This is a genomic window from Enterobacter sp. UPMP701, assembly GCF_053709515.1.
The window spans coordinates 38,880-54,309 of sequence record NZ_JBSKJN010000018.1 but is presented as its reverse complement, the minus strand read 5'-3'; the positions used below and the strand labels follow the sequence as shown (position 1 = coordinate 54,309).

The following is a 15,430-nucleotide window of genomic DNA, read 5'->3' as shown; positions in this document are numbered from 1 at the left end:
TAAAAGGATCTTACCCTGATGAAAAAAATCCTCACCCTCTCACTGCTTGCCCTGTGCGTTTCCCCTAGCGCGATAGCGGCGAACTACGCGCTCACGAATGACAAGATTGCCCTGTCCTTTGATGACGCAAATTCAACGGTAGTGGTAACTGATAAAAAGGCCAACCACCCCATCACCCCGCAGGAACTGTTCTTTCTGACGCTGCCGGACGAAACTAAAATCCACACCGCTGATTTCAAAATCAAGCACGTCGAAAAGCAGGACAGCGCCATTGTCATCGACTTTACCCATCCGGATTTTAACGTGACGGTGAAGCTCAACCTGGTGAAGGATAAATACGCCAGCATCGATTACACTCTCGCGGCGGTAGGCCAGCCGCGTGACGTGGCGAAAATCACCTTCTTCCCGACGAAAAAGCAGACGCAGGCACCTTATGTTGACGGGGCGATCAACAGCTCGCCGATTGTCGCGGACTCGTTCTTTATTCTCCCGGACAAGCCCATCGTTAACACTTACGCTTATGAAGCGACGACCAACCTCAACGTAGAGTTGAAAACGCCGATTCAACCCGCAACGCCGGTCAGCTATACCATGTACTTCGGCACCTTCCCGGAAACCAGCCAGCTTCGCCGCAGCGTAAACCAGTTTATTAATGCCGTGCGTCCGCGGCCGTATAAGCCTTACCTGCACTACAACAGCTGGATGGATATTGGCTTCTTTACCCCCTATTCCGAACAGGACGTGCTGGGGCGTATGGACGAATGGAATAAGGAATTTATCGCAGGACGCGGCGTGGCGCTGGACGCCTTCCTGCTGGATGATGGCTGGGACGACCTCACCGGGCGCTGGCTGTTTGGCCCGGCGTTCAGCAACGGTTTTGGCAAAGTACGGGAAAAAGCCGACAGCCTGCACAGCTCGGTCGGACTGTGGCTCTCACCGTGGGGAGGCTACAACAAGCCGCGCGACGTTCGCGTCTCGCATGCAAAAGAGTATGGATTCGAAACCGTTGACGGCAAGCTGGCTCTGTCAGGGCCGAACTACTTTAAGAACTTCAATGAGCAGATCGTTAAACTGATCAAAAATGAGCACATTACCTCGTTCAAGCTGGACGGGATGGGTAATGCCAACGCGCATATCCAGGGCAGCCCGTATGCCTCGGATTTTGACGCCTCTATCGCCCTGCTGCATAACATGCGCAGCGCCAACCCGAATCTGTTTATCAACCTGACGACCGGCACCAACGCCAGCCCGTCCTGGCTGTTCTACGCAGATTCCATCTGGCGCCAGGGCGATGACATCAACCTGTACGGCCCCGGCACGCCAGTGCAGCAGTGGATGACCTACCGCGATGCTGAAACGTACCGCTCCATTGTGCGTAAAGGCCCGCTTTTCCCGCTGAACTCGCTGATGTATCACGGCATCGTCAGCGCGGAGAATGCGTATTACGGTCTGGAGAAGGTGCAAACGGACAGCGATTTTGCTGACCAGGTCTGGAGCTACTTCGCCACCGGCACGCAGTTGCAGGAGCTGTATATCACCCCTTCAATGCTCAACAAGGCGAAGTGGGATACCCTGGCGCAGGCTGCCAAATGGTCCCGGGATAACGCCAGTGTGCTGGTGGATACCCACTGGATTGGCGGAGACCCAACAGCGCTTGAGATCTACGGCTGGGCGTCATGGAATAAAGACAAAGCCATTTTTGGTTTACGAAACCCGTCGGATAAGCCGCAAAGCTATTATCTGGATTTGACGAAAGATTTCGAAATCCCGACCGGAGACGCGACGCCGTTTAGCCTGAAAGCGGTCTATGGCAGTAACGCCACGATACCGGCAGAGTACAAAAACGCGGTGGTGATTACCCTCAAACCGCTGGAAACGCTGGTGTTTGAGGCGATGCCTGTTCACTAATCGTAGGCCGGGTAAGGCGCAGCCGTCACCCGGCGAAATAAGCACGCAGGGGCTTACTCCCCCTGCTGTTCCAGCGCATATTTATACAGCGCATTTTTCTTCACGCCGTGGATCTCCGCCGCCAAAGCCGCCGCTTTCTTCAGTGGCAGTTCAGCCTGTAGCAAGGCCAGCGTACGCAACGCATCGGCAGGCAGGGCATCCTCTTCCGCTTTATGCCCTTCGACAATCAGCACCATTTCGCCTTTGCGGCGGTTTTCATCTTCCTTCACCCACGCCAGTAGTTCTCCTACCGGCGCGCCGTGAATGGTTTCCCAGGTTTTGGTCAGCTCGCGCGCCAGCACCACGTAGCGGGATTCACCCCAGACAGTCACCATGTCTTCCAGGCTTTCCAGCAGGCGGTGAGTCGATTCGTAGAAGATCAGGGTACGCGGTTCCGCTTCCAGATCCTTCAACACATCGCGACGGCCTTTAGATTTGGCAGGCAGGAAACCTTCGTAGCAGAAGCGATCGGACGGCAGACCCGCCGCGCTCAGCGCAGCAATCGCCGCGCACGGCCCCGGCAGCGGCACGACGCGAATGCCCGCTTCGCGACAGGTACGCACCAGATGGTAGCCTGGGTCATTAATCAGCGGCGTTCCCGCGTCGGACACCAGCGCAATGTTCTGCCCCTCTTTGAGCTTCGCCACCAGCGTTTCGGCTTTTTGTTGCTCATTGTGATCGTGCAGAGCAAACAGACGGGCGCTAATCGCGAAATGTTGCAGCAGTAAACCGGTGTGTCGCGTGTCTTCAGCAGCAATTAAATCAACAGCTTGCAATACGGTCAGCGCACGTTGGGTAATATCAGACAAATTCCCGATAGGAGTAGGTACAATATAAAGCTGGCCTTGAGAATTATCTGCCGTTTCGTGTTGTTTCATTGTTTCGTCCGTATTGCCGATTTAATATTGAGCATTGCGTAAAAAAAATCACTGGATACAGTATGGTACCGTTAACGTTTCTTCGAAAAAAAGCCACGCGCAGCGTGCCGCTGCTGCTCGCAGCCCTGATTTTTGCAGGCTGTGGCACCCAGGCACCTGACCAGAGCACCGCCCATCTTCAGGGCTCCGCTCAGGCTGATTCTGGCTTTTATCTGCAACAAATGTCGCAGAGTTCAAATGATACCAGGATCAACTGGCAATTACTCGCCATTCGTGCACTGCTGAAAGAGGGTAAAACCCAGCAGGCTGCCGAGCTGTTCAACCAGCTGCCGAAAGATCTTAACGATACCCAGCGTACAGAGCAGAGTCTGCTTTCTGCCGAGCTGAAGGTTGCGCAGAAAGATTATGATGGCGCGAAAAAGATCCTGGGCAACATCGACCTGAGCGCGCTGGATAAAAACCAGCAGGCGCGCTTCTGGCAGGCGGGCATTACGGCTGAACAGGGACGTCCTTCCCTGACCCTCCTGCGCGCCTTGATCGCCCAGGAGCCGCTGCTCGCCGGTGCCGACAAGCAGAAAAACATTGATGCCACCTGGCAGGCGCTTGCATCGATGACACAGGATCAGGCAAAGGCGCTGGTCATCAACGCGGACGAAAACGTGCTCCAGGGCTGGCTGGATCTGCAGCAGATGTGGTTTAACAACCGCAGCGATCCTAAAATGCTTAAAGCCGGTATTACCGACTGGCAGACGCGCTACCCGCAGAACCCGGGGGCGAAAATGCTGCCAACCCAGCTGGTGAACGTGCAGAACTTTAAGCCCGCCTCGACCAGCAAAATCGCGCTGCTTCTGCCGCTAAATGGCCAGGCGGCCGTGTTTGGCCGCACTATTCAGCAGGGCTTCGAAGCGGCGAAAAACGGCACGACTCCGGTAACCGGCAGTGCGGTACCGGTGCAGGCTGCGCAGGCGGCCAACGTGAACGACGTTGTCAGCCCGTCCGCCGCAGAGACCAGCGACCTGACCACGGCGCAAACCCCACCGCAAGGCACGATGCAAAACCCGGTGACGGCACCGACTACGCCTCCGGCTACCTCAGCACCTGCAACACAGCCACCGGCTGAGACACAAGCGACGCCTGCACCAGAGGCAACGGCAGAGCAGCCTCAACAGCAGCCTGTACAGCCAGCATCCCAACCTGCCGCACAGCCGCAGGCCGTGGCGACCACCAGCGCGAACCCCGGCGCTGAGCTGAAAATCTACGACACCAGTTCGCAGCCGCTTGACCAGGTGCTGGCGCAGGTTCAGCAGGACGGGGCGAGCATCGTTGTCGGCCCGCTGCTGAAAAACAACGTGGAAGAGCTGATGAAGAGCAACACCACGCTGAACGTGCTGGCGCTCAACCAGCCGGAACAGGTTCAGAACCGGGCCAATATTTGCTACTTCGCACTCTCTCCTGAAGATGAAGCCCGCGATGCGGCGCGCCATATTCACGAGCAGGGTAAACAGGCTCCGCTGCTGCTCATCCCGCGCAGTACGCTGGGCGATCGCGTGGCTAATGCTTTTGCCGATGAGTGGCAAAAGCTGGGCGGCGGCATCGTGCTGCAGCAGAAATTCGGTTCCGTCTCTGAACTGCGCGCGGGCGTTAACGGTGGAGCGGGTATTGCGCTTAACGGCAGCCCGGTTTCCGCCAGCCTGCCGCAGCAGCAGAGCGTGACCATTGGCGGCCTGACCATCCCTGCCCCGCCTACCGACGCGCAGATTAGCGGTGGCGGGAAAGTGGATGCGGCCTATATCGTTGCCACGCCGCAGGAGATCGCCTTTATCAAACCGATGATCGCGATGCGTAACGGCAGCCAGAGCGGCGCTACGCTCTACGCCAGCTCCCGCAGCGCGCAGGGCACCGCAGGCCCGGATTTCCGTCTGGAAATGGACGGCCTGCAGTACAGCGAAATCCCGATGCTGGCGGGCAGCAACCCGGCGCTGATGCAGCAGGCGCTGAGTTCCGTACGTAACGACTACTCTCTGGCGCGTCTGTATGCGATGGGCGTAGATGCGTGGGCGCTGGCAAACCACTTTACCCAGATGCGTCAGGTGCCGGGCTTTGAGCTCAACGGCAACACCGGCGATCTGACTGCCACTCAGGACTGTGTGATTAACAGGAAGTTATCATGGCTCAAATACCAGCAGGGGCAAATCGTCCCGGCCAGTTAAGCCGTAAAGAGACCGGCGATGCGTGGGAGTTAAAAGCGCGTCGCTGGCTTGAAGGCAAGGACTGCGCTTTATCGCCGCCAACGTCCGCGGGCGCGGCGGCGAAATTGATCTGATCATGAAAGACGGTCAGGTGATTGTGTTTGTAGAAGTCCGCTTTCGACAGTCTTCCCGTTTTGGCGGTGCTGCCGCCAGCGTGACGCTCGCCAAACAACATAAATTATTACAGACTGCCCACTTGTGGCTTGCCCGCCATAATGGGAGCTTTGATACTGTGGATTGCCGTTTCGATGTGATAGCCTTCACCGGAAATGAGATCGAATGGCTTAAAAACGTTTTTGGCGAAGACGCATAATTAAGATTTAAAAGGGATAACGTGCTCGAAAGAATTAAAGTGTGCTTCACAGAAAGCATCCAGACTCAGATTGCCGCGGCGGAAGCCCTTCCGGACGCGATCTCTCGCGCTGCAATGACGCTGGTGCAATCCCTGCTTAACGGCAACAAAATCCTCTGTTGTGGCAACGGAACGTCGGCCGCCAACGCACAGCATTTTGCTGCCAGCATGATTAACCGCTTTGAAACCGAACGCCCGAGTTTACCTGCCATTGCACTTAATACCGATAATGTGGTCTTAACAGCGATTGCTAACGATCGTCTGCATGACGAAATTTACGCGAAGCAGGTGCGCGCCCTGGGGCACGCCGGAGACGTGCTGCTGGCCATCTCCACGCGCGGCAACAGCCGGGACATCGTCAAAGCCGTGGAAGCCGCCGTTACACGCGACATGACCATCGTCGCCTTAACAGGCTACGACGGCGGTGAGCTGGCGGGCTTGCTTGGGCCGCAGGATGTGGAAATTCGCATTCCGTCTCACCGTAGCGCACGTATTCAGGAGATGCATATGCTCACGGTGAACTGCTTGTGCGATTTGATCGATAACACGCTTTTCCCTCACCAGGATGATTAAGGAGTTTTTATGAAGGCTTTATCGACCCTCGCAGTCCTTATGTCTGCACTACTGCTGCAGGGATGTATCGCTGCGGCCGTTGTGGGTACTGCTGCAGTGGGCACCAAAGCAGCGACCGATCCGCGCTCTGTGGGAACGCAGGTGGATGACGGTACGCTGGAGCTGCGGGTCAACAGTGCGCTGTCGAAAGACGAACAAATCAAGAAAGAAGCGCGTATTAACGTAACGGCTTATCAGGGCAAAGTCCTGCTGACGGGTCAGTCACCGAATACCGAGCTCTCCAGCCGCGCGAAACAGATCGCAATGGGCGTTGAGGGCACAACGGAAGTCTTTAATGAAATCCGTCAGGGTCAGCCAATTAGCCTGGGCACCGCGTCGTCTGACACCTGGATCACCACCAAAGTCCGCTCCCAGCTGCTGGGCTCAGACCAGGTGAAATCCTCAAACGTGAAAGTGACGACTGAAAACGGTGAAGTGTTCCTGCTGGGTCTGGTTACCGACCGTGAAGGAAAAGCGGCGGCGGATATCGCCAGCCGGGTGAGCGGCGTGAAGCACGTCACCACCGCGTTTACTTACATCAAGTAAACCACACCTGAGTGCAGGCCCGGTAGGCGCTAGCGCCTACCGGGCTTTTTTACATCAACGCAATACTTCCCACCATCACCCCGCTCAACGCTACCAGCCCCGCGGTCAGCCACAGCGCTTTCGCCGGGAATGACTTACGCAGCATGATAAGCGACGGCAGGCTGATCGCCGGCAGCGTAATCAGCAACGCCAGCGCCGGTGCGGTGCCCATGCCGGCCAGCATCATGGTTTGCACGATCGGGATTTCCGCCGCTGTCGGGATCACAAACAGACAGCCTGCAACGGCCATCGCAATCACCCACATCAGCGAGTTGTCGATGGCGCCATCCGCATGGGGGAACAGCCATACGCGCGCCGCGCCCAGAACCAGTACCGCCAGGATATAGACCGGAATGGTGCTCCAGAACAGCTGCCAGAGCGCCTTGCCCCAGCGCGTAAAGAACCCACCCTGCGGCTCGCTGATATCCAGCTCAACGGAAGCAGGCTCTGGCGCGTTATCCTTCACCAGCTTTTGCACCAGCGTCGCCACCGCCAGTACTGTCACCAGCCCGGCAATCAGACGGATAGCGGCAAAATGCCAGCCGAGCACGAAGCCCATAAACACCAGCGTCGCCGGGTTGAGCAGCGGGTTCCCCATCCAGAACGCCAGCGCACCGCCCATCGACACCCTTTGACGGCGCATTCCCGCCGCAACCGGCGCAGCGCAGCAGGAGCACATCATGCCCGGCAGGGAGAAAATTGTCCCCAGCAGCGTGCCCTGAAAGCGCGGCTGACCAAGCGTTTTCACCAGCCAGTTGCGCGGGATCAGCACCTGAATCAGCGAGCCCAGAATCACGCCTAACACGGCGGCTTTCCAGACGGAAAGGAAGTAGACCATGGCATAGTCCCATGCCGCCTGAAGCGGGCTGGAATCGGCCTGAGCGAGAATAGATTTACCGATGCTGTGCGTTTCTGCGGCGGTGAAGGCTTTACCGTAGTACGGCTGCCATTTCACATACCAGAGGCCAATGATGACCACGAGAAAGAAGAGCGCGGGCTTCCACCATTGGACAGGTGTCGCCGCCTGAGATGAAGACTGACCAGTCATACCATTCCCCGGAGAGTGTTATTGAATTAGCCGGGGGAGTTTACGCCTCGCCCTGCGCGATTTCACGCAGTTTTGCCGAAGGGATGATATTAACGCCCTCTTGCGACGGTGCCAGCGCCTCTTTCAGCATTGCCTGCGCGACGTCCCTCGCCTCGATGGACTTCCAGTTACCCGGCAGGATGCGAAACAGCGGGGCGAAAAAAGACTCGTTAAAACGCCGCTCGTCGCGGTGACCAATCAGCATCGAAGGCCGCGCGATTGTCAGGCGCTCCCACTTCTGCGCAATCAGCGCCTCTTCCATCTTGCCCTTCACCTGGTTGTAAAAAAACGGCGAGCCTGCGTTCGCACCGTGCGAACTGACCACCAGGAAATGTTTTGCTCCCAGCTTTTTCGCCGTCAGGGCGGTATCCACCACCAGCGTGTAATCCGCATGGACAAATGCTTCTTTACTCCCGGCCTCACGCCGCGTCGTGCCCAGGCAGCAAAAAGCGATATCAATCGGATCCTGCACCTGTGCCAGCGCGTCGGTGAGCTGCGGATCGTGCGGATTAAAAACGCCGGTGACATCCGACAGCGGGCGCCGCGTCGGTGCGGCAATGTAGTTGATATGGCGATCCTGGATCAGCAGCCGCAGCAAATGTCCGCCTACCAGCCCGGTTGCGCCGGTAATCAGTACCTGACTCATCGTATCCCCTTTACAGAATTGTCCGTTTGCGAACTCAGCGTGGTCGACCACACTTAGAAGTCTGTTACAGGTAAGTATTTACCACAAGCGGAGAAAAATCAGTCTGAAGCCAAAACAACGGAGGAAGCATGGGTAAAAAAATCGCAGTCCTGATTACCGACGAGTTTGAAGATTCAGAATTCACCTCTCCCGCAGAGGCGTTCCGCAAAGCGGGACATGAGGTTATTACCATTGAAAAAGAAGCGGGTAAAACGGTGAAAGGCCATAAGGGCGAAGCCAGCGTGACGATTGATGAGTCTATTGATAACGTCAGCCCGTCCGATTTCGATGCTCTGCTGTTGCCGGGCGGCCATTCACCGGATTCCCTGCGCGGAGACGAGCGCTTCGTGACCTTTACGCGAGATTTTGTTTCTACGGGCAAACCGGTGTTCGCCATTTGCCACGGCCCGCAGTTGCTCATCAGCGCGGAGGTGGTACGCGGGCGTAAGCTCACGGCGGTGAAACCGATCGTGATCGATCTGAAAAACGCAGGGGCTGAGTTCTACGATCAGGAAGTGGTTAACGATAAGGACCAGCTGATCACCAGCCGGACCCCGGACGATCTCCCGGCGTTTAACCGCGAAGCGCTACGCCTGCTCGGTGCGTAACCAGTGCAGCTTCTTGCCAAAGCCCAGGGTGTTGTCGGTAAATTTCAGCTCATCGAGGCGGATTTCCCACACCGGGGCTTTTAGCGCAGCGGCAACCGGGAAGCGGCGCGTGTAACGCTTACGACGCGCGTCGCTCTCTTCGCCATCCAGACGCCGGATCTCGCCTTTGAACTGCACCCCACGGATCAGCGCGACCGTTTTCGGCTGCCCATTCACCGTACCCGCCACCTTTGCCTGCAGGCCGGTCATCTGCGCATGCCGCGTTTTGTCTTCGCTCATGACGTAAAATGCCACGCGCTCGGGATCGTAGTAGTAAAAGGCGTTGGCGCACCACATTTCGCCCTCACTATACACGCACCAGGTCACGACGTGCTGCTTCGCCAGCCAGCGGTTAATGGCGGCCAGTGTTTCCATTTTCGTTCTCTCTCATGCTATGGTGCGTTCACCTTAACATACTGAATCCGTTTACCGTGTGCTGGTTTCTCTATCTTGTCCGAACCGCTGATAACGCTCTCTACACCGGGATCACCACCGATGTGGCGCGGCGTTTTTTACAACATCAAACGGGGAAAGGGGCAAAGGCGCTGCGGGGGAAAGGGGAACTGCAGCTGGCATTTTCAGCCGCAGTGGGCGACAGATCGCTGGCGCTCAGGCTGGAATACCGTATTAAGCAGCTAACGAAACGCCAGAAGGAGCGTCTCGTGACCGGAGACGGCTCCTTTGAGGCGCTACGCGAGAGCCTGATTAAAAGCGATTAAAATGGTCGTGGTAGTCCACCAGACCATTTACGCCATTAAGGGCATCATCCGCCAGGCGGTGCACCTGGAAAGCGGACTCGGTGCCCGGCCAGCGGCAGCACAGATCGTAATGCGCCGCCTGCTCAAAGCCTAACCGGCCATAGAACGCCGGATCGCCCAGCGTGACCACGGCGGCGTAGCCAAACTCATTCAGCGAGTCCAGCCCTTCATACACCAGCTGGCGCGCCAGGCCTTGCCCGCGATAGTTTTTATCAACCGCCAGCGGTGCCATACCCACCCACTGAATGTCTTCGCCCTGAACGATGACCGGGCTGAAGGCCACATAGCCGACAACCTGACCTTCATCATCGGTAGCAACCAGCCCCAGCGTGATCAGGCCGTCTTCGCGGAGATCGTGGACCAGTTGGGCTTCCGCGTCGCTCTCAAAAGAACGGCGTAATAACGCATCGATACCCGGTGCATCAATCCCAATTTCGACTCGAATCAGCATGGCTCACCTACTGAAGTGTGTTTACTGTCCGGCGGGGTTTTCAGCCCGGCCTCAACAAAATCGGCCATTTGCATCAGCATCACGCGCAGCGCTTTCGGCATCTGCTCCAGCTCAATGGCATCCATTAAATTCTTCACGTACAGGCCAAGCTCCGTGTCGCCTTCAATCACCAGACGACGCTGGAAGAAGAGTGTGTCCGGGTCCTGCTTACGCGCGGCAATCATCAGCAGGTCGCTGGCGTTAGCGCTAAAGCTCACGTCCGCCTCGGCGGACTCGCGCACGATGAGTTGGTCATTCTCTACGGAGGTAAACCAGCGCAGCCCGATATCACGCACCTCAATACTCAGCCAGCGGCCTTCCAGAAACTCCAGTTCGCCGTCCTGCAGCGCCTGACTGAACTGCCAGCTCAGGACCTGCTCCAGCACCTGGCGCTTAAGCACGAACGGTGCCAGCCTGACCGGCACGCTCAGCATTGATGGACCAAATTGTACGAGACGTGAACGCAGTTTATCCAGCACGAGCTTTACTCCCTGATATCTGTAATCCCGCTATTTTGCCACATCCACTCCAGAACATAGCGGCGTAAATCAACAAACCGTCGTCCGATGTACCTCATTATTGGTGCCATCAATACGCCATTAGCTGCCTTAAATCAAAAATTGTCGCGTATGGGTTAATTAAAATCCCAGCTCGTTAACATTTTTGCGATCGACTACATCAGGATAAATTATGGAGCTGCTCTGCCCAGCCGGAAACCTTCCGGCGCTTAAGGCGGCCATCGAAAATGGGGCCGATGCGGTCTATATCGGGCTGAAGGATGACACCAACGCCCGCCATTTTGCTGGCCTTAACTTTACGGAGAAAAAGCTTCAGGAAGCCGTTAACTTCGTTCACCAGCATCGCCGCAAACTGCATATTGCCATCAACACGTTTGCCCATCCTGATGGCTACGCCCGCTGGCAGCGCGCGGTGGACATGGCGGCACAGCTGGGTGCCGATGCGCTGATCCTGGCCGACCTCGCCATGCTTGAGTATGCCGCAGAACGCTATCCGCATATTGAGCGCCACGTCTCTGTTCAGGCATCCGCAACGAACGAAGAAGCGGTACGTTTTTACCATCAACACTTCGATGTCGCTCGCGTGGTGCTGCCGCGCGTGCTCTCTATTCATCAGGTTAAGCAACTCGCACGCGTCACGCCAGTGCCGCTGGAAGTTTTTGCCTTTGGCAGCCTGTGCATCATGGCCGAAGGGCGATGCTATCTTTCCTCTTATTTAACCGGTGAATCACCGAATACCGTCGGGGCCTGCTCCCCTGCCCGCTTTGTCCGCTGGCAGCAGACCCCGCAGGGGCTAGAGTCTCGCCTGAATGAGGTGCTGATTGACCGCTACCAGGACGGTGAGAACGCGGGCTACCCGACGCTGTGCAAAGGCCGTTACCTGGTCGACGGCGAGCGCTACCACGCGCTGGAAGAGCCCACCAGCCTTAACACGCTGGAATTGCTGCCCGAACTGCTGGCCGCCAATATTGCCTCGGTGAAAATCGAAGGTCGTCAGCGCAGCCCGGCCTACGTGAGTCAGGTGGCGAAGGTCTGGCGTCAGGCCATCGACCGCTGTATGGCAGACCCGCAGAACTATGCCCCGCAAGCGGCGTGGATGGAGACGCTCGGAGCGATGTCCGAAGGCACGCAAACCACACTGGGCGCGTATCACCGTAAATGGCAGTGAGATAACCATGAAATATTCATTAGGGCCGGTGCTTTACTACTGGCCAAAAGAGACGCTGGAAGATTTTTACCAGCAGGCCGCCACCAGCAGCGCCGATGTGATTTACCTCGGTGAAGCGGTATGCAGCAAACGCCGCGCCACCAAAGTGGGCGACTGGCTGGATATGGCGAAAAGCCTGGCCGGCAGCGGCAAGCAGGTGGTGCTCTCCACGCTGGCGCTGGTGCAGGCCTCATCCGAACTGGGAGAGCTGAAGCGCTACGTCGAAAACGGTGAGTTCCTGCTGGAAGCGAGCGATCTGGGCGTGGTGAACATGTGCGCCGAGCGTAAGCTGCCGTTTGTCGCGGGCCATGCCCTGAACTGCTATAACGCCGTCACCCTGCGCCTGCTGCTCAAACAGGGAATGACGCGCTGGTGCATGCCGGTGGAACTCTCCCGCGACTGGCTGGCTAACCTGCTGAACCAGTGCGACGAGCTGGGCATTCGCCATCAGTTTGAAGTGGAAGTGTTGAGCTACGGCCATCTGCCGCTGGCCTACTCCGCTCGCTGCTTTACCGCGCGCTCGGAAGACCGCCCGAAAGACGAATGCGAAACCTGCTGCATCAAGTACCCGAACGGGCGCAGCATGCTGTCTCAGGAAAATCAGCAGGTATTTGTCCTGAACGGCATTCAGACCATGAGCGGCTATGTCTATAACCTCGGCAACGAGCTGGCGTCGATGGACGGTATGGTGGATATGGTTCGGCTGTCGCCGCTGGATACCGGCGTGTTCGCGATGCTTGACGCCTTCCGCGCCAACGAAAACGGTGCCGCTCCGCTGCCGCTGACGGCAAATAGCGACTGCAACGGCTACTGGAAACGTCTGGCCGGGCTGGAATTGCAGGCGTAAAAAAAGCTCACTTTGTTAACAACGGTTATCATTTTTTAATGCAGTATTAAAGATTCACCGTCGACAAAGTGAGCTGTTATGACTGACAAAACCATTCCGTTTTCGGTGCTGGATCTGGCGCCGATCCCACAAGGCTCCTCCGCACGAAAAGCCTTTTCGCACTCTCTGGATCTGGCTCAGCTGGCCGAAAAGCGTGGCTATCACCGCTACTGGCTGGCGGAGCACCACAATATGGTGGGCATCGCCAGCGCCGCCACCTCAGTACTGATTGGCTATCTGGCAGCAAATACGACGACCCTGCACCTGGGCTCCGGCGGCGTGATGCTGCCGAACCACGCCCCGCTGGTGATTGCCGAGCAGTTTGGTACCCTGAATACCCTTTACCCGGGCCGTATTGATCTCGGGCTTGGCCGCGCGCCGGGGAGCGATCAGCCGACCATGCGCGCCCTGCGCCGCCATATGAGCGGTGATATCGACAACTTCCCGCGCGACGTGGCCGAGCTGGTGGACTGGTTCGACGCGCGCGATCCGAACCCGCACGTGCGCCCGGTGCCGGGCTACGGCGAGAAGATCCCGGTATGGCTGTTAGGCTCAAGCCTCTACAGCGCGCAGCTTGCCGCGCAGCTGGGGCTGCCGTTTGCGTTTGCCTCGCACTTCGCACCGGATATGCTGCATCAGGCGCTGCATCTTTACCGCACGAACTTCAAACCGTCCGGACGTCTGGAGAAGCCGTATGCGATGGTGTGTATTAACATCATTGCCGCCGACAGCAACCGCGACGCGGAATACCTCTTCACCTCCATGCAGCAGGCATTTGTGAAGCTGCGTCGCGGCGAGACGGGCCAGCTACCGCCGCCGGTAGAGAATATGCATCAGCTGTGGTCCGCCTCCGAACAATATGGCGTGCAGCAGGCGCTGAGCATGTCACTGGTGGGTGATAAGGCGAAAGTGCGTCACGGGCTGGAAGCGGTGCTGCGTGAAACGCAGGCGGATGAAATTATGGTCAACGGCCAGATTTTCGATCACCAGGCGCGTCTGCATTCGTTTGATTTGGCGATGCAGGTGAAAGAGGAGTTGGTGGGGTAGTTTTTTGCCGGATGGCGGCTTCGCCTTATCCGGCCTACGGTTTTCTCCCTCTCCCTATGGGAGAGGGGCGGGGTGAGGGGATCAGGCCGCACGGTTTAATGATAAACAGGCAGCAGGTTAAAACTCGACAGCACGTGCACCAGCGCGTTACCTACCCCAAACACCAGGATCAGTGCAATCATCGGTTTTCCGCCCCAGACGCGGAATTTCGGGCTGCCGAAGCGCTTACGTGATTTGCGTGCCAGCAGCGCCGGCACAATCGCCGCCCAGATGGTGGCCGCCAGCCCTGCATAGCCGATGGCGTACAGGAAGCCGTTAGGCCACAGCAGACCGCCCACAACCGGCGGCAGGAAGGTCAGCAGCGCGGTCTTGAAGCGCCCCATTGCAGAATCATCAAAGCCGAACAGATCCGCCAGGTAGTCAAACAGGCCAAGCGTTACGCCGAGGAATGAACTCGCCACCGCAAAGTTGGAGAAGACCACCAGCAGCAGATCCAGGCTGCGGCTGTTCAGCACGCCGCTCAGGGCCTGCACCAGCACGTCAATGTTACCGCCCTTCTGTGCAATGCCGATAAACTCCGGGCGCGGGATGTTGCCCATCGTCCCCAGCAACCAGATGACGTACAGCCCCAGCGCCAGCAGCGTGCCGTAAACCAGGCACTTCACGATGGTGCGAGGATCTTTGCCGTAATACTTCATCAGGCTCGGCACGTTGCCGTGGTAGCCGAATGACGCCAGGCAGAACGGCAGGGTCATCAGCAGGTACGGAGTATAAGAGGTATTCGTTTCGGCGACGTTAAACAGCGTGGCGGGGGTCACGTGCCCCAGCAGGCTACCAAAGGTCAGGAAGAAAGTAATGACCTTCGCGCCCAATACGATAGCCGTCATCCGGCTCACCGCCCTGGTACTCATCCAGACGATAAACGCCACGCCCAGTGCAAAACAGAGCCCCGCCAGACGCGCCGGAACGTTAAGTGACATCTCCGAGAACGTGTGATGCAGAATCGAGCCGCTCGCCGAGATATATGCGTAGGTCAGAATGTAGAGCACAAACGCAATGGAAAGCCCGTTCACCAGGTTCCAGCCTTTGCCCAGCAGATCTTTGGTGATGGTGTCGAAGCTGGAGCCAATGCGGTAGTTCAGGTTTGCTTCAAGGATCATCAGACCGGAATGGAGCATACAGAACCATGTGAACACCAGCGCGGCCAGCGACCAGAAGAACCACGCACCGGACATGACCACTGGCAGGGAAAACATCCCGGCACCAATAATGGTTCCGCCGATGATCACCACGCCGCCAAGCAGCGAAGGTGACGTTTGGGTGGTGGTTAGTGTCGCCATACAGCCTTTTCTCCAGTCAATCATGCGGTTCTGCATTTTAATGTGACGCACTGTACCAGTACAAGAGTACAAAGGGAATAAAAAAAGCCCCGATAGCGAGTATCGGGGCTGTATATTTTACTTTACGTCAGAAGCGAAAGGC

16 protein-coding genes and 1 pseudogene are annotated in these 15,430 nt (G+C 57.4%); 10 read left to right on the top strand and 7 right to left on the bottom strand.

The genetic code is table 11. From position 1 onward, the window contains the following. The first annotated feature begins 18 nt into the window (after positions 1-18). A complete protein-coding gene (locus ACWKXT_RS22520) occupies positions 19-1,908 on the top strand; it encodes an enterotoxin (RefSeq protein ID WP_454533418.1) in 1,890 nt (629 codons plus the stop codon). A 53-nt stretch (positions 1,909-1,961) separates the two neighbouring features. Here ACWKXT_RS22520 and rsmI read toward each other — a convergent pair whose 3' ends face one another. Continuing rightward, positions 1,962-2,825: a 16S rRNA (cytidine(1402)-2'-O)-methyltransferase gene (gene rsmI / locus ACWKXT_RS22515; RefSeq protein ID WP_454527629.1), complete on the bottom strand. Its 864-nt coding sequence runs from the start codon at positions 2,823-2,825 to the stop codon at positions 1,962-1,964. A 62-nt stretch (positions 2,826-2,887) separates the two neighbouring features. Here rsmI and ACWKXT_RS22510 point away from each other — a divergent pair, with 62 nt between their 5' ends. The 4 genes and pseudogenes from ACWKXT_RS22510 (at position 2,888) to dolP (ending at position 6,584) form a co-directional block, all read left to right on the top strand. After that, positions 2,888-5,035 carry a penicillin-binding protein activator gene (locus tag ACWKXT_RS22510; protein ID WP_454533417.1) on the top strand — a complete coding sequence of 716 codons (2,148 nt, stop codon included), beginning with the start codon at positions 2,888-2,890 and terminating at the stop codon, positions 5,033-5,035. Further along, positions 4,993-5,387: pseudogene (locus tag ACWKXT_RS22505) on the top strand (YraN family protein). Before ACWKXT_RS22510 ends, ACWKXT_RS22505 begins: the two are co-directional and overlap by 43 nt. A 21-nt stretch (positions 5,388-5,408) precedes the next feature. Beyond that, positions 5,409-5,999 carry a DnaA initiator-associating protein DiaA gene (gene diaA, locus ACWKXT_RS22500; protein ID WP_003861754.1) on the top strand — a complete coding sequence of 197 codons (591 nt, stop codon included), beginning with the start codon at positions 5,409-5,411 and terminating at the stop codon, positions 5,997-5,999. A 9-nt stretch (positions 6,000-6,008) separates the two neighbouring features. Further along, positions 6,009-6,584, top strand: coding sequence for a division/outer membrane stress-associated lipid-binding lipoprotein (dolP, locus tag ACWKXT_RS22495; protein ID WP_014171764.1), 576 nt, complete (start codon positions 6,009-6,011; stop codon positions 6,582-6,584). A gap of 49 nt (positions 6,585-6,633) precedes the next feature. On the opposite strand, the gene ACWKXT_RS22490 is transcribed toward dolP, so the two are convergent. Together ACWKXT_RS22490 and ACWKXT_RS22485 are read right to left on the bottom strand one after the other, a co-directional pair. Then, positions 6,634-7,671, bottom strand: coding sequence for a permease (locus ACWKXT_RS22490; protein ID WP_454533416.1), 1,038 nt, complete (start codon positions 7,669-7,671; stop codon positions 6,634-6,636). Between the two features lie 40 nt (positions 7,672-7,711). Further along, positions 7,712-8,356, bottom strand: a complete 645-nt coding sequence (locus ACWKXT_RS22485) for an NAD-dependent epimerase/dehydratase family protein (protein WP_454527632.1) — start codon at positions 8,354-8,356, stop codon at positions 7,712-7,714. 128 nt (positions 8,357-8,484) lie between these two features. Between ACWKXT_RS22485 and ACWKXT_RS22480 the strand changes: the two genes are divergently transcribed. Beyond that, positions 8,485-9,003, top strand: a complete 519-nt coding sequence (locus ACWKXT_RS22480; RefSeq protein WP_063143565.1) for a type 1 glutamine amidotransferase domain-containing protein — start codon at positions 8,485-8,487, stop codon at positions 9,001-9,003. Here ACWKXT_RS22480 and ACWKXT_RS22475 read toward each other — a convergent pair. Next, the gene (locus ACWKXT_RS22475; protein ID WP_454527633.1) at positions 8,983-9,417 is read right to left on the bottom strand and encodes a YhbP family protein; all 435 of its coding nucleotides are present in this window, start codon (positions 9,415-9,417) and stop codon (positions 8,983-8,985) included. The two genes, ACWKXT_RS22480 and ACWKXT_RS22475, sit on opposite strands and share 21 nt — an antisense overlap. Before the next feature lie 14 nt (positions 9,418-9,431). Here ACWKXT_RS22475 and ACWKXT_RS22470 point away from each other — a divergent pair, with 14 nt between their 5' ends. Beyond that, complete coding sequence (locus ACWKXT_RS22470) at positions 9,432-9,761, top strand: GIY-YIG nuclease family protein (RefSeq protein WP_023309323.1); 330 nt, start codon at positions 9,432-9,434, stop codon at positions 9,759-9,761. Here the strand turns inward: ACWKXT_RS22470 and ACWKXT_RS22465 are convergent. After that, on the bottom strand, positions 9,748-10,251 hold the full coding sequence (locus ACWKXT_RS22465; protein ID WP_454533415.1) for a GNAT family N-acetyltransferase: 504 nt from the start codon (positions 10,249-10,251) through the stop codon (positions 9,748-9,750). The two genes, ACWKXT_RS22470 and ACWKXT_RS22465, sit on opposite strands and share 14 nt — an antisense overlap. Beyond that, positions 10,245-10,769 carry a ubiquinone anaerobic biosynthesis accessory factor UbiT gene (gene ubiT, locus ACWKXT_RS22460; RefSeq protein ID WP_454533414.1) on the bottom strand — a complete coding sequence of 175 codons (525 nt, stop codon included), beginning with the start codon at positions 10,767-10,769 and terminating at the stop codon, positions 10,245-10,247. The genes ACWKXT_RS22465 and ubiT overlap by 7 nt, the downstream gene beginning before the upstream one ends. Positions 10,770-10,980: 211 nt before the next feature. Here ubiT and ubiU point away from each other — a divergent pair, with 211 nt between their 5' ends. The 3 genes from ubiU to ACWKXT_RS22445 all read left to right on the top strand — a co-directional run bounded on the left by ubiU (position 10,981) and on the right by ACWKXT_RS22445 (position 13,948). Continuing rightward, positions 10,981-11,976: a ubiquinone anaerobic biosynthesis protein UbiU gene (gene ubiU / locus ACWKXT_RS22455; protein ID WP_454527636.1), complete on the top strand. Its 996-nt coding sequence runs from the start codon at positions 10,981-10,983 to the stop codon at positions 11,974-11,976. Positions 11,977-11,983: 7 nt separating this feature from the next. Then, positions 11,984-12,862, top strand: coding sequence for a U32 family peptidase (locus tag ACWKXT_RS22450; protein ID WP_454533413.1), 879 nt, complete (start codon positions 11,984-11,986; stop codon positions 12,860-12,862). A gap of 78 nt (positions 12,863-12,940) precedes the next feature. Beyond that, positions 12,941-13,948, top strand: coding sequence for a luciferase-like monooxygenase (locus ACWKXT_RS22445; protein WP_454533412.1), 1,008 nt, complete (start codon positions 12,941-12,943; stop codon positions 13,946-13,948). 95 nt (positions 13,949-14,043) lie between these two features. Here the strand turns inward: ACWKXT_RS22445 and mtr are convergent, their stop codons facing one another. Next, positions 14,044-15,288 (bottom strand): tryptophan permease, encoded by a 1,245-nt coding sequence (gene mtr / locus ACWKXT_RS22440; RefSeq protein WP_454533411.1) that lies wholly within the window; start codon positions 15,286-15,288, stop codon positions 14,044-14,046. Positions 15,289-15,430: the final 142 nt, after the last annotated feature.

Excerpts from the sequence above, each read along its gene's own strand:
- ACWKXT_RS22475 (WP_454527633.1), bottom strand. The coding sequence starts at position 9,417 with ATGGAAACACTGGCCGCCATTAACCGCTGGCTGGCGAAGCAGCACGTC.
- ACWKXT_RS22450 (WP_454533413.1), top strand. The coding sequence starts at position 11,984 with ATGAAATATTCATTAGGGCCGGTGCTTTACTACTGGCCAAAAGAGACG.
- dolP (WP_014171764.1), top strand. The coding sequence starts at position 6,009 with ATGAAGGCTTTATCGACCCTCGCAGTCCTTATGTCTGCACTACTGCTG.
- ACWKXT_RS22480 (WP_063143565.1), top strand. The coding sequence starts at position 8,485 with ATGGGTAAAAAAATCGCAGTCCTGATTACCGACGAGTTTGAAGATTCA.
- ACWKXT_RS22520 (WP_454533418.1), top strand. The coding sequence starts at position 19 with ATGAAAAAAATCCTCACCCTCTCACTGCTTGCCCTGTGCGTTTCCCCT.
- ubiU (WP_454527636.1), top strand. The coding sequence starts at position 10,981 with ATGGAGCTGCTCTGCCCAGCCGGAAACCTTCCGGCGCTTAAGGCGGCC.
- rsmI (WP_454527629.1), bottom strand. The coding sequence starts at position 2,825 with ATGAAACAACACGAAACGGCAGATAATTCTCAAGGCCAGCTTTATATT.
- ACWKXT_RS22445 (WP_454533412.1), top strand. The coding sequence starts at position 12,941 with ATGACTGACAAAACCATTCCGTTTTCGGTGCTGGATCTGGCGCCGATC.
- ACWKXT_RS22510 (WP_454533417.1), top strand. The coding sequence starts at position 2,888 with ATGGTACCGTTAACGTTTCTTCGAAAAAAAGCCACGCGCAGCGTGCCG.
- ACWKXT_RS22465 (WP_454533415.1), bottom strand. The coding sequence starts at position 10,251 with ATGCTGATTCGAGTCGAAATTGGGATTGATGCACCGGGTATCGATGCG.
- mtr (WP_454533411.1), bottom strand. The coding sequence starts at position 15,288 with ATGGCGACACTAACCACCACCCAAACGTCACCTTCGCTGCTTGGCGGC.
- ACWKXT_RS22485 (WP_454527632.1), bottom strand. The coding sequence starts at position 8,356 with ATGAGTCAGGTACTGATTACCGGCGCAACCGGGCTGGTAGGCGGACAT.
- ACWKXT_RS22490 (WP_454533416.1), bottom strand. The coding sequence starts at position 7,671 with ATGACTGGTCAGTCTTCATCTCAGGCGGCGACACCTGTCCAATGGTGG.
- ACWKXT_RS22470 (WP_023309323.1), top strand. The coding sequence starts at position 9,432 with ATGCTATGGTGCGTTCACCTTAACATACTGAATCCGTTTACCGTGTGC.